12 protein-coding genes are annotated in these 12,229 nt (G+C 54.2%); 8 read left to right on the forward strand and 4 right to left on the reverse strand.

What is annotated here, in order from left to right:
- Positions 1-30: 30 nt before the first annotated feature.
- Together ACVCAM_RS17850 and icd are read right to left on the reverse strand one after the other, a co-directional pair.
- Positions 31-762 (reverse strand): hypothetical protein, encoded by a 732-nt coding sequence (locus tag ACVCAM_RS17850; RefSeq protein WP_407223243.1) that lies wholly within the window; start codon positions 760-762, stop codon positions 31-33.
- A 162-nt stretch (positions 763-924) separates the two neighbouring features.
- Positions 925-2,175, reverse strand: coding sequence for an NADP-dependent isocitrate dehydrogenase (icd, locus tag ACVCAM_RS17855; protein WP_407223242.1), 1,251 nt, complete (start codon positions 2,173-2,175; stop codon positions 925-927).
- 117 nt (positions 2,176-2,292) lie between these two features.
- Here icd and rluE point away from each other — a divergent pair, with 117 nt between their 5' ends.
- The 8 genes from rluE to ACVCAM_RS17895 all read left to right on the forward strand — a co-directional run bounded on the left by rluE (position 2,293) and on the right by ACVCAM_RS17895 (position 10,102).
- Positions 2,293-2,946 carry a 23S rRNA pseudouridine(2457) synthase RluE gene (gene rluE / locus ACVCAM_RS17860; RefSeq protein WP_039024695.1) on the forward strand — a complete coding sequence of 218 codons (654 nt, stop codon included), beginning with the start codon at positions 2,293-2,295 and terminating at the stop codon, positions 2,944-2,946.
- A 9-nt stretch (positions 2,947-2,955) separates the two neighbouring features.
- A complete protein-coding gene (locus ACVCAM_RS17865; RefSeq protein ID WP_025911756.1) occupies positions 2,956-3,429 on the forward strand; it encodes an NUDIX hydrolase in 474 nt (157 codons plus the stop codon).
- A 40-nt stretch (positions 3,430-3,469) separates the two neighbouring features.
- Entirely contained in the window at positions 3,470-4,582 is a 1,113-nt protein-coding gene (gene mnmA, locus ACVCAM_RS17870; protein WP_021241033.1) for a tRNA 2-thiouridine(34) synthase MnmA, read from the forward strand.
- Between the two features lie 28 nt (positions 4,583-4,610).
- Positions 4,611-5,240, forward strand: a complete 630-nt coding sequence (gene hflD, locus ACVCAM_RS17875) for a high frequency lysogenization protein HflD (RefSeq protein WP_008500756.1) — start codon at positions 4,611-4,613, stop codon at positions 5,238-5,240.
- Positions 5,241-5,259: 19 nt separating this feature from the next.
- Positions 5,260-6,630 carry an adenylosuccinate lyase gene (purB, locus tag ACVCAM_RS17880; RefSeq protein ID WP_045284973.1) on the forward strand — a complete coding sequence of 457 codons (1,371 nt, stop codon included), beginning with the start codon at positions 5,260-5,262 and terminating at the stop codon, positions 6,628-6,630.
- 123 nt (positions 6,631-6,753) lie between these two features.
- The gene (phoP, locus tag ACVCAM_RS17885) at positions 6,754-7,425 is read left to right on the forward strand and encodes a two-component system response regulator PhoP (RefSeq protein ID WP_039024729.1); all 672 of its coding nucleotides are present in this window, start codon (positions 6,754-6,756) and stop codon (positions 7,423-7,425) included.
- Positions 7,426-8,889, forward strand: coding sequence for a two-component system sensor histidine kinase PhoQ (phoQ, locus tag ACVCAM_RS17890; RefSeq protein WP_008500759.1), 1,464 nt, complete (start codon positions 7,426-7,428; stop codon positions 8,887-8,889). It begins immediately after the preceding gene.
- Between the two features lie 91 nt (positions 8,890-8,980).
- Positions 8,981-10,102 (forward strand): ribosomal protein uL16 3-hydroxylase, encoded by a 1,122-nt coding sequence (locus tag ACVCAM_RS17895; protein ID WP_407223241.1) that lies wholly within the window; start codon positions 8,981-8,983, stop codon positions 10,100-10,102.
- A gap of 90 nt (positions 10,103-10,192) precedes the next feature.
- Here ACVCAM_RS17895 and ACVCAM_RS17900 read toward each other — a convergent pair whose 3' ends face one another.
- The gene (locus ACVCAM_RS17900) at positions 10,193-10,684 is read right to left on the reverse strand and encodes an REP-associated tyrosine transposase (protein WP_032651359.1); all 492 of its coding nucleotides are present in this window, start codon (positions 10,682-10,684) and stop codon (positions 10,193-10,195) included.
- A 99-nt stretch (positions 10,685-10,783) separates the two neighbouring features.
- Positions 10,784-12,007 carry a peptidase T gene (gene pepT / locus ACVCAM_RS17905; RefSeq protein WP_023292767.1) on the reverse strand — a complete coding sequence of 408 codons (1,224 nt, stop codon included), beginning with the start codon at positions 12,005-12,007 and terminating at the stop codon, positions 10,784-10,786.
- Between the last annotated feature and the right edge of the window lie 222 nt (positions 12,008-12,229).

The raw sequence follows: 12,229 nt of genomic DNA on the forward strand, positions 1-12,229 counted from the left end.
TTTGTCACCTGCAACCTGCTTGTTTAATTATCAACCATGTTTGTCCAAGAAATTGCTAAGAGATCCGACTTCAAACGCTAGTTTTTTTGCATCAGTATATTCTTCAAAAAATTGTGCGGGTGCGATTGAAAAATTCAATTCAGAAGAGTTACTAAAAAAAGTATCTGACAAAGGTGAGGGTTTAAAAGGATTTGCATCAACCTTTATAATAAACAACATCCCACCTAATAAAAATCGAAAGGCATTTACACCTTCTAATTTTATAGGAAATGGAGTTCGGTATGCAAAAATATCCGAAACACCTTTATATATTCTTAACCATGTGAATAAGCCATCAAAAAATGACGGTCGTGCTATTTCACCGTAAGCATATTTTTTTATATCTTCACTGAAATCTTCTAAGTCTATCTTGCCGAGATTCTCTGCAGCGATACTATATTTCCATAGTATTCCTGCAGCAAATCGAAAAATTAAATCAGGATCCCTAGACGGGATTTTTTTAATACCATCAGCATCATTTACATAGTTTGTCCTGATTATTCTGAATGTCTTCGCTGCGTAATTTTCTAATTCACCAAGCTCTCCATCGCATTTTGCACAAAGAATTTGCTTATCAAAAACACCAGATTGCGTTGGAGTAAATTTATTACTATTGATTACACCTGCGGCATGCATTTTTCCGACCTGAATCTCTCTACAAAACACCTTTGGGATGAGATGGGCCTTAATTGTTTCTTTTTTACCACATTTTTTGCAAGCCATAATATCATGTCCTTATGTAGGCATTGTTTTTCAGTCCAAGTATACCTTTATGTTCGTGACATTTTGATAATTTATTTTGATAAAATTTTGATAACCGTTCGAAAACTAATAATAAAAACGGGAACCATCAGATTCCCGTTCTTGTTTAACCTAGAGTCTGGATTACATGTTTGCGATAATCGCGTCGCCAAACTCTGAGCATTTCAGCAGCTTAGCGCCTTCCATCAGACGTTCGAAATCGTAAGTTACGGTTTTCGCGTTAATCGCGCCTTCCATACCTTTAACGATCAGGTCTGCGGCTTCGAACCATTCCATATGACGCAGCATCATCTCTGCGGACAGGATGATAGAGCCCGGGTTCACTTTGTCCTGGCCTGCGTATTTAGGTGCAGTACCGTGGGTAGCTTCGAACAGGGCGCACTCGTCACCGATGTTCGCGCCAGGGGCGATACCGATACCGCCAACCTGAGCTGCCAGGGCGTCAGAGATGTAGTCACCGTTCAGGTTCATACAGGCAATCACGTCGTATTCCGCTGGACGCAGCAGGATCTGCTGCAGGAACGCATCGGCGATCACATCTTTAATGATGATCTCTTTGCCGGTGTTCGGGTTTTTGATCTTCTGCCATGGGCCGCCGTCGATCAGCTCACCGCCGAACTCTTCTTTCGCCAACTGGTAGCCCCAGTCTTTGAACGCGCCTTCGGTGAACTTCATGATGTTGCCTTTGTGAACCAGGGTCACAGAGTCACGGTCGTTGGTGATCGCATATTCGATGGCCGCGCGCACCAGACGCTTGGTCCCTTCTTCGGAGCACGGCTTAATGCCGATACCGCAATGCTCAGGGAAGCGAATTTTCTTCACGCCCATCTCTTCGCGCAGGAATTTAATCACTTTCTCTGCATCAGCAGAGTCCGCTTTCCATTCGATACCCGCGTAGATGTCTTCTGAGTTTTCGCGGAAGATGACCATGTCGGTCAGTTCTGGGTGCTTAACCGGGCTTGGGGTGCCCTGATAGTAACGAACCGGACGCAGACAGACGTACAGGTCCAGCTCCTGACGCAGTGCCACGTTCAGGGAACGGATGCCGCCGCCAACTGGCGTCGTCAGTGGGCCTTTGATAGCAACGCGGTAGTCGCGGATCAGGTCCAGCGTTTCGGCTGGCAGCCAGACGTCTTGGCCATAAACTTGCGTCGATTTCTCACCGGTGTAAATTTCCATCCAGGAAATTTTACGCTCGCCTTTGTAGGCTTTCTCAACAGCGGCATCAACCACTTTCAGCATTGCCGGGGTAACGTCTACACCGATACCATCACCTTCGATGAATGGAATGATCGGATTGTGAGGAACGATAATCTTGCCGTTTTGCAGGGTGATCTTTTTACCTTCCGCCGGAACAACTACTTTGCTTTCCATTAACCTCTCCTTCGAGCGCTTCTGGTTGTTACTGATCTTATGTTAATAAATTGTAATGAGCCCTTCGATAGTACCTGATTGTCCGACGCCATGAAAGGTCTTCGTTATTAGGCTATAATGCGGCAATTGATAACGCCTGAAAATACCATGAAGAAAACTTCTTTTACAAAACACCGGGTTGAGCGATTCAGCTCGCGACAAGCCGCCAGACGACCGCAAGAAACCCAGCCAAAGCGGGTGATTCTGTTCAATAAACCCTACGATGTTTTGCCGCAGTTCACCGACGAAGCCGGGCGCAGCACGCTTAAGGACTATATCCCGGTTCAGGGGGTCTACGCGGCCGGGCGTCTGGACCGCGACAGCGAAGGCCTGCTGGTCTTGACCAACGATGGCGCCTTACAGGCGAAACTCACACAGCCGGGGAAACGCACCGGCAAAATTTACTTCGTCCAGGTAGAAGGCGAGCCGGATGATGAGACGCTGGAAAAATTGCGCAAAGGCGTCACGCTCAACGACGGTCCCACCCTGCCGGCAGGTATTGAACGCGTGAATGAACCGGCGTGGCTGTGGCCGCGTAACCCGCCTATCCGCGAACGCAAATCCATTCCGACAAGCTGGCTTAAAATCACCCTTTATGAAGGCCGCAACCGCCAGGTTCGGCGCATGACCGCACACGTCGGCTTCCCCACCCTGCGCCTGATTCGTTACGCCATGGGCAACTACACCCTGGAAACGCTGGCAAACGGTGAATGGCGGGACGTTACCTCTTAAGGAGTCACTATGTTTAAACCTCATGTCACGGTAGCCTGCGTGGTCCACGCCCGGGGGAAATTCCTTGTTGTCGAAGAGAGCATTAACGGCAAAGCGCTGTGGAACCAGCCTGCCGGGCACCTTGAAGCCAATGAGACCCTCCTGCAGGCGGCAAAACGCGAGCTGTGGGAAGAGACCGGTATTCACGCCGAGCCCCAGCACTTCATCCGTATGCACCAGTGGATTGCGCCCGACCACACGCCGTTCCTGCGTTTTTTATTTGCCGTTGAGCTTAGCGAAACGTGCGCCACTGAACCGCAGGATAACGATATCGACCGCTGCCTGTGGGTCACCGCCGACGAGATCCTGAACGCGCCAAACCTGCGCTCGCCGCTGGTTGCGGAAAGCATCCGCTGCTGGCAGTCAGGCGCACGCCTGCCGCTGGATGTCATCGGCGCATTTAACTGGCCGTTTACAGAGGGTGCCAATGGTGGGGGGGCGTGATAGAATACGCCGCCTTGAAGTTCAATGTCGTGAGTATTCCATGTCAGATAACAGCCAGAAAAAAGTGATCGTCGGCATGTCCGGCGGTGTCGATTCCTCCGTTTCCGCCTACCTGTTACAGCAACAGGGCTATAAGGTGGAGGGCCTGTTCATGAAGAACTGGGAGGAAGATGACGGCGAGGAATACTGCACTGCCGCAGCGGATCTCGCCGATGCGCAGGCCGTGTGCGATAAGCTCGGCATTGAACTGCACACCGTTAACTTTGCCGCAGAATACTGGGACAACGTTTTTGAACTCTTCCTCGAAGAGTACAAAGCGGGCCGCACGCCGAACCCGGATATTCTGTGCAACAAAGAGATCAAATTTAAGGCCTTCCTGGAATTCGCCGCGGAAGATCTGGGCGCAGACTACATTGCGACCGGTCACTACGTGCGTCGCGCAGACGTGAATGGTAAAAGCCAGCTGCTGCGCGGTCTGGACGGCAACAAAGATCAAAGCTATTTCCTCTATACGCTGAGCCACGAGCAAATCGCCCAGAGCCTGTTCCCGGTCGGCGAGCTGGAAAAGCCTCAGGTGCGTAAAATCGCCGAAGAGCTGGACCTGATCACCGCGAAGAAAAAAGACTCTACGGGTATCTGCTTCATCGGCGAGCGCAAATTCCGCGATTTCCTCGGACGTTACCTGCCCGCACAGCCGGGTAAAATTGTCACCGTCGATGGTGAAGAGATTGGCCAGCATCAGGGGCTGATGTACCACACCTTAGGCCAGCGTAAAGGCCTGGGTATCGGCGGGACGAAAGAAGGTAGCGAAGATCCGTGGTACGTGGTCGACAAAGATGTCGAAAACAATATTCTGGTTGTTGCTCAGGGCCATGACCATCCGCGTCTGATGTCCGTTGGCCTGATCGCGCAGCAGCTGCACTGGGTCGATCGTGAGCCGCTGAAAGGCACGCTGCGCTGCACGGTGAAAACACGCTACCGTCAGACCGATATTCCTTGCACCGTTACCGCGCTTGATGACGACCGCATTGACGTGCGCTTCGACGAGCCGGTCGCCGCCGTCACCCCGGGTCAGTCCGCTGTCTTCTACAGCGGCGAAATCTGCCTGGGCGGCGGGATCATTGAACAGCGCCTGCCGCTGCCCGCTGTTTAACAGCGTTTGCACACATAAAGGAGACCGTGTGGCGAAGAACTACTATGACATCACCCTGGCGCTGGCGGGAATTTGCCAGTCAGCCCGTCTGGTGCAACAGCTGGCGCATCAGGGTCATTGCGACGCTGATGCCCTGCACGTTTCACTCAATAGCGTTATCGACCTCAACCCCGGTTCGACCCTGGGCGTGTTCGGTGGTAGTGAAACCAATCTTCGTCTCGGTCTTGAAACCCTGCTTGGCGTGCTTAACGCCAGCAGCCGTCAGGGGTTAAACGCAGAGCTGACCCGCTACACGTTGAGCCTGATGGTGCTGGAGCGTAAGCTGAGCGCAGCAAAAGGCGCGCTTAATACCCTGGGCGATCGCATTGCCGGGTTACAGCGTCAGCTTGACCATTTTGACCTGCAGTCCGACACGCTGCTGAGCGCCATGGCCGGCATTTATGTTGACGTCATCAGCCCGCTGGGCCCACGGATTCAGGTCACCGGCTCCCCTGCCGTGCTGCAAAGCCCGCAGGTACAGGCAAAAGTACGCGCCTCCCTGCTGGCAGGGATCCGCGCTGCCGTGCTGTGGCACCAGGTTGGCGGTGGCCGCCTGCAGCTAATGTTTTCTCGTAATCGCCTGACCACTCAGGCAAAACAAATTCTTGCTCATTGTTAACCTCCCGGAGTTGCGAATTATGGAATTATCCTCACTGACCGCCGTATCCCCTGTCGATGGACGCTACGGCGATAAAGTCAGCGCGCTGCGCGGGATCTTCAGCGAATATGGTTTGCTGAAGTTCCGTGTTCAGGTTGAAGTACGCTGGCTGCAAAAGCTGGCCGCCCAGGCAGCAATCAAGGAAGTTCCTGCTTTTGACGCCCAGGCAAACGATTACCTTGATAAAATCGTCGCTGACTTCAACGAAGAAGATGCTGCGCGCATTAAAACCATTGAGCGCACCACCAACCACGACGTAAAAGCGGTTGAGTATTTCCTGAAAGAGAAAGTGGAAAGTGTTCCTGCGCTGCACGCCGTGTCTGAGTTCATTCACTTCGCCTGTACCTCAGAAGACATCAACAACCTGTCCCACGCCCTGATGCTCTCCACCGCACGTAAAGAGGTGGTGCTGCCATACTGGCGTAAAATCATCGACGCGGTGAAAGCGCTGTCTGTGGAATACCGCGACATCCCGCTGCTTTCCCGTACCCACGGTCAGCCAGCTACCCCCTCCACAATGGGTAAAGAGATGGCGAACGTGGCGTACCGTATGGAGCGCCAGTATCGTCAGCTGGAGCAGGTTGAGATCCTCGGCAAAATCAACGGTGCGGTCGGTAACTATAACGCCCACATCGCCGCGTACCCGGAAGTGGACTGGCACCAGTTCAGCGAAGAGTTCGTGACCTCGCTGGGCATTCAGTGGAACCCGTACACCACCCAGATTGAGCCGCATGACTATATTGCGGAGCTGTTTGACTGCATCGCACGCTTCAACACCATTCTGATCGACTTCGATCGTGACGTGTGGGGCTACATCGCGCTGAACCACTTCAAACAGAAAACCATCGCCGGTGAAATCGGCTCGTCAACCATGCCGCACAAAGTGAACCCTATCGACTTCGAAAACTCCGAAGGCAACCTGGGTCTGGCGAATGCCGTGCTGCAGCATATGGCCAGCAAACTGCCGGTATCCCGCTGGCAGCGCGACCTGACCGACTCCACCGTATTGCGTAACCTGGGCGTAGGCATCGGCTACGCGCTGATCGCGTACCAGTCCACGCTGAAAGGCGTGAGCAAGCTGGAAGTGAACCGTGACCGTCTGCTGGATGAACTGGATCACAACTGGGAAGTGCTGGCGGAGCCGATTCAGACCGTGATGCGTCGTTACGGCATCGAAAAACCGTACGAGAAGCTGAAAGAGCTGACCCGCGGCAAACGCGTTGATGCCGAAGGTATGAAGCAGTTTATCGACGGTCTGGCGCTGCCGGAAGAAGAGAAAACCCGCCTGAAGGCGATGACACCGGCGAACTACATTGGCCGCGCCATCACCATGGTTGACGAGCTGAAGTAATCCCCTCTCCCCCCTTTCCGCCCGGAAAGGGGGTTGCTTTTCCCCGGTTTACTCAATGTTTATCCCCACAGCAACATAATCAGCGTTAAACTATTCATACTATTTATTCTGGGAGAAAAGATGATGCGCGTACTGGTTGTTGAGGATAACGCATTGCTACGCCATCACCTGAAGGTTCAGCTTCAGGTGATGGGACATCAGGTGGACGATGCTGAAGATGCAAAAGAAGCCGATTATTATCTCAATGAACACCTGCCGGATATCGCCATTGTCGATTTAGGGTTGCCCGACGAGGACGGCCTGTCGTTGATTCGTCGCTGGCGCAGCCACGATGTTTCCCTGCCGGTTCTGGTGCTGACCGCCCGTGAAGGCTGGCAGGATAAGGTTGAAGTGCTGAGCGCGGGCGCAGATGATTACGTCACTAAGCCGTTCCATATTGAAGAGGTGGCGGCCCGCATGCAGGCGCTGCTCCGTCGCAACAGCGGGCTAGCGTCGCAGGTTATTTCCATCCCGCCTTTCCAGGTCGATCTCTCCCGCCGCGAGCTCTCAATTAACGATGAAGTCATCAAGCTGACCGCATTCGAATATACGATTATGGAAACGCTGATCCGCAACAGCGGCAAGGTGGTGAGTAAAGATTCTTTAATGCTTCAGCTCTACCCTGACGCTGAACTGCGCGAGAGCCATACCATTGACGTGCTGATGGGACGACTGCGTAAGAAAATTCAGGCCCAGTACCCGCAGGATGTGATTACCACCGTCCGCGGTCAGGGCTACCTGTTTGAATTACGCTAAATGAGACGGATTTTGCGTCATCTTCTGCCCCTCTCACTGCGGGTTCGTTTTTTACTGGCAACGGCTGCGGTGGTGCTGGTGCTGTCGCTCTCCTACGGCATGGTCGCCCTGGTGGGGTACAGCGTCAGCTTCGATAAAACGACCTTTCGTCTCTTACGCGGCGAAAGCAATCTGTTTTATACCCTGGCGAAATGGGAAGACAACCGAATCACCGTCGAAATGCCGGAAAACCTTAATCAGCAAAGCCCCACCCTCGCCCTGATTTACAACGAAAAGGGAAAGCTGCTGTGGGCGCAGCGCGACATTCCGTGGCTGGTCAAAAGCATTCGTCCGGAGTGGCTTAAAACCAACGGGTTTCACGAAATTGAAGCCGATCTCAACACCACCAGCTCGCTGATCCGTGAAGATCGTTCCCTGCAGCAAAAGCTGAACGAGATCCGCGCCGACGACGCGGAAACGGAGATGACGCACTCCGTTGCGATTAACCTTTATCCGGCGACGCTAAACATGCCGCAGCTGACCATCGTGGTGATCGACACCATTCCGGTCGAGCTGAAGCGTTCTTATATGGTCTGGAGCTGGTTCATCTACGTTCTGGCGGCAAATCTGCTGCTGGTGATCCCGCTGCTGTGGATAGCGGCGTGGTGGAGCCTGCGCCCCATTGAATCACTGGCGAAAGAGGTTCGCGAGCTGGAAGAACATCATCGCGAAAAGCTTAATCCGGAAACCACCCGCGAGCTCACCAGCCTGGTGCGAAACCTCAACCGCCTGTTGAAAAGCGAACGCGAACGCTATGATAAATACCGTACGACGCTTACCGATCTGACCCACAGCCTGAAAACCCCGCTCGCGGTGATGCAAAGCACCCTGCGTTCCATGCGCAGTTCGAAGCTGAGCGTCGACGATGCCGAGCCGGTGATGCTGGAGCAGATCAGCCGTATTTCCCAGCAAATTGGCTATTACCTCCACCGCGCCAGCATGCGTTCCGGCAGCGCCCTGCTGAGCCGCGAGCTGCATCCGGTCGCCCCGCTTCTGGATAACCTCACGTCCGCCCTCAACAAGGTGTATCAGCGTAAAGGGGTGAATATCAGCCTCGATATCTCGCCAGAGATAAGCTTTGTGGGTGAAAAAAATGACTTCATGGAAGTGATGGGCAACCTGCTGGATAACGCCTGCAAATACTGTCTGGAGTTCGTGGAAGTGTCGGCGCGCCAGACGGATAACGAACTGCATATCATCGTGGAGGATGATGGCCCGGGGATCCCGCGCAATAAACGTGATGTGGTGTTCGATCGCGGTCAACGCGCCGATACCCTACGTCCTGGCCAGGGCGTTGGATTAGCCGTCGCCCGGGAGATTGTCGACCAGTACGACGGGAAAATCGAAACCAGCGAAAGTTTGCTGGGCGGCGCGCGAATGGAGGTCATTTTTGGTCGCCAGCAGCCCACATCGAACGATAGTTAACCCGTTATGTGAAAAATGCGAGGATCTCGCAGCCGGGGGGCTGAGCTTCCGTTATAATCCGAGTCAGTAAGAGCCTGCGGAATAAAAAAATATGGATTATCACTTAACGCTTAACTGGCCCGAGTTTATTGAACGTTACTGGCAAAAACGCCCGGTCGTTCTGAAACGCGGGTTCAGCAATTTTGTCGACCCTATCTCGCCTGACGAGCTGGCCGGTCTGGCCATGGAAAACGAAGTCGACAGCCGCCTGGTCAGCCACCAGGACGGGAAATGGCAGGTTAGCCACGGTCCTTTCGAAAGCTACGATCACCTCGGTGAAAACAACTGGTCGCTGCTGGTACAGGCTGTCAACCACTGGCATGAGCCGACGGCCGCATTAATGCGTCCGTTCCGCGCCCTGCCCGACTGGCGCATGGACGATCTGATGATCTCCTTCTCCGTGCCGGGCGGCGGCGTGGGTCCGCATCTGGACCAGTACGATGTGTTCATCATTCAGGGTACGGGCCGCCGCCGCTGGCGCGTGGGCGAAAAAGTGCCGATGAAGCAGCACTGCCCGCATCCGGACCTGCTTCAGGTTGATCCGTTTGAAGGGATTATCGACGAAGAGCTGGAGCCGGGCGACATTCTCTACATCCCGCCGGGATTCCCTCATGAAGGCTACTCCCTGGAGAACTCCCTCAACTACTCCGTCGGGTTCCGCGCGCCAAGCGGCCGCGAGATGATCAGCGGATTTGCCGACTATGTTCTGCAGCGCGAGCTGGGCAGCTATCGTTACAGCGATCCCGACGTGCCTGCGCGTGAGCACCCGGGAGACATCCTGCCCGCGGAGCTGGATAAGCTTCGTGGCATGATGCTGGATCTGATCAACGAGCCGGAACATTTCCGTCAGTGGTTTGGCGAGTTTATTAGCCAGTCCCGCCACGAGCTGGACGTTGCGCCTCCGGAGCCGCCGTATCAGGCGGACGAGATTTACGATGCGCTTCAGCAAGGCGACAAGCTGACGCGCCTGGGCGGGTTGCGCGTGCTGCGCATTGGTGAGGACGTGTTCGTCAACGGCGAGAAGCTGGACTCACCGCACCGACCGGCGCTGGAAGCGATTGCCAGCCATCTGGTGCTGACTGCTGATACCTTTGGCGATGCGCTGGAAGACCCGTCCTTCCTCGCGATGCTGGCCGCGCTGGTCAACAGCGGGTACTGGTTCTTTGAGGACTGAGTCGCTTTAGTGCCCGGTGGCGCTGCGCTTACCGGGCCTACGGGATCGAGCTTTTGTAGGCCGGGTAAGGCGTAGCCGCCACCCGGCTTTTCACTTCCGCTCCCCCGCGGCAAAATCCTCAATCTCTCCTGCCCAATCCACCGGATACAACCCTTCAGCCACGTCCCGATGAAACGTTGAATACGGCCAGTCGCTGACTTTACCCACATAGCCGTGCTTCAGCGGATTGATATAAATGTAATCCACATGTCGCCGGTAGTCCTCTTCGTTGCGGATAGTGTGCTCCCAGAATCGTGGCTGCCAGATATAGCGCATGTCGATGCTGCGGCTGAATGTCTTTTTGATATCCCGCCAGCGGGCGGAAAAATCACTGTCCCCGTCCGGTAGGGTCCAGATACAGTGCATATGTTCAGGCAAAATAACCCACGCGTTGATGGTGAAGGGCTTCGCACGCTTAACCGTTGAGGTGGCGGAACGCAGGCTATCGATATGGCGGGTAAGCAAATCGCTCTGACGGTTTTGCAGGTTAACGGTGAAAAACCAGGTGCCACCGGGGACGTAATGGCGACGGTAGTTTGACATGGGCACTCCTTGCCTTTCTGCCCGGTGGCGCTGCGCTTACCGGGCCTACAATTTGAACGTAGGCCGGGTAAGGCGTAGCCGCCACCCGGCTTAAAGCGGCTACCGCTTAGCGGTCAACTCCGCGATCCGCACTATCACCTTCACCGCCTTTTCCATCCCTTCCAGCGTCACAAACTCATGTTTACCGTGGTAGTTATAGCCACCGGTAAAGAGGTTCGGGCACGGTAGTCCCATAAACGACAGCTGAGAACCGTCGGTACCGCCGCGAATCGGTTTTAATATCGGTTCAATATCGCAGTCGCGCATCGCCTGCTGGGCGATATCGAGAATATGCGGATGCGCCATCACCTTCTCGCGCATATTGTAATAGCTATCTTCGATAATGAGCTCAATATAGCAGTCAGGATGCAGGCCCTTGCCCACCTTCTTGGCGATCTCCATCATCTTACGCTTGCGCGCCTCAAAGGCTTTACGGTCAAAATCGCGGATGATGTAGTGCATCTGCGCGCTGTCCACGGTGCCTTTGATGCTGGTCAGGTGATAGAAACCTTCATACCCTTCGGTCTGTTCGGGGCTCTCTTCCGCCGGGACTTCTGCATGAATACGCGACGCCAGCGACAGCGCGTTGACCATGACGCCTTTGGCAGAGCCTGGGTGAACGTTGTTGCCGACAATTTTGATCGTGACTGACGCGGCATTGAAGTTTTCATACTCCAGCTCACCGACGCCGCCACCGTCGACGGTGTAGGCCCACTGGGCGTTAAAGGCGTCCACGTCGAAGTGCTTCGCGCCCTTGCCGACCTCTTCATCCGGCGTAAAGGCCACGCGGATATCACCGTGCGGAATATCGTTGCCCTTCAGCACCGCCAGCGCCGTCATGATCTCCGCGATGCCCGCTTTGTCATCCGCCCCCAGCAGCGTTTTACCATCGGTGGTGATCAGCGTCTGACCGAGCAGCTGGTGCAGCACCGGGAACATCACGGGCGAGAGCACTTCGTCGCCAATGCCCAGCGCAATGTCGCCGCCGCGGTAGTTTTCAACAATCTGCGGGTTCACATGTTTACCGCTAAAATCCGGAGAGGTGTCGACATGGGAGATAAAGCCAATCGCCGGAATGTCGCCTGGGACATTCGCCGGCAGCGTTCCCATCACAGTGCCTTTCTCGCTTAACGTGACGTTGACCAGCCCCATGGCGTCAAGCTGCTCTTTAAGCAGGTTTAATAGCTTCCACTGGCCTTCGGTGCTCGGCACCTGGCGAACACCCGGCTTAGATTGGGTATCCAGCGAAACGTACTGTAAAAAACGCTCAAGTAATTTATCCATGCAGTCACCCTCACTTTTTGTGACAACATTATCAATAAGCATCAAAACGCAAATATTGCGTCAGGTCACTTTTATCCCGCAAACGAGAATATTTTCCGTTTATATCGTTGTGCGTTAGTAAATGTAGCTTATGAATCAGTGACAAGGATTGGCGATTGCGGGGGATTGCCGTAGAATGTCCGCCCTCATTACGAGTCACCAAGGTGGTTACACACAAACCCC

The sequence above is a fragment of the Enterobacter sp. CFEC122 genome (assembly GCF_052983755.1).

Excerpts from the sequence above, each read along its gene's own strand:
- ACVCAM_RS17850 (WP_407223243.1), bottom strand. The coding sequence starts at position 762 with ATGGCTTGCAAAAAATGTGGTAAAAAAGAAACAATTAAGGCCCATCTC.
- icd (WP_407223242.1), bottom strand. The coding sequence starts at position 2,175 with ATGGAAAGCAAAGTAGTTGTTCCGGCGGAAGGTAAAAAGATCACCCTG.
- rluE (WP_039024695.1), top strand. The coding sequence starts at position 2,293 with ATGCGGCAATTGATAACGCCTGAAAATACCATGAAGAAAACTTCTTTT.
- ACVCAM_RS17865 (WP_025911756.1), top strand. The coding sequence starts at position 2,956 with ATGTTTAAACCTCATGTCACGGTAGCCTGCGTGGTCCACGCCCGGGGG.
- mnmA (WP_021241033.1), top strand. The coding sequence starts at position 3,470 with ATGTCAGATAACAGCCAGAAAAAAGTGATCGTCGGCATGTCCGGCGGT.
- purB (WP_045284973.1), top strand. The coding sequence starts at position 5,260 with ATGGAATTATCCTCACTGACCGCCGTATCCCCTGTCGATGGACGCTAC.
- phoP (WP_039024729.1), top strand. The coding sequence starts at position 6,754 with ATGCGCGTACTGGTTGTTGAGGATAACGCATTGCTACGCCATCACCTG.
- phoQ (WP_008500759.1), top strand. The coding sequence starts at position 7,426 with ATGAGACGGATTTTGCGTCATCTTCTGCCCCTCTCACTGCGGGTTCGT.
- ACVCAM_RS17895 (WP_407223241.1), top strand. The coding sequence starts at position 8,981 with ATGGATTATCACTTAACGCTTAACTGGCCCGAGTTTATTGAACGTTAC.
- ACVCAM_RS17900 (WP_032651359.1), bottom strand. The coding sequence starts at position 10,684 with ATGTCAAACTACCGTCGCCATTACGTCCCCGGTGGCACCTGGTTTTTC.
- pepT (WP_023292767.1), bottom strand. The coding sequence starts at position 12,007 with ATGGATAAATTACTTGAGCGTTTTTTACAGTACGTTTCGCTGGATACC.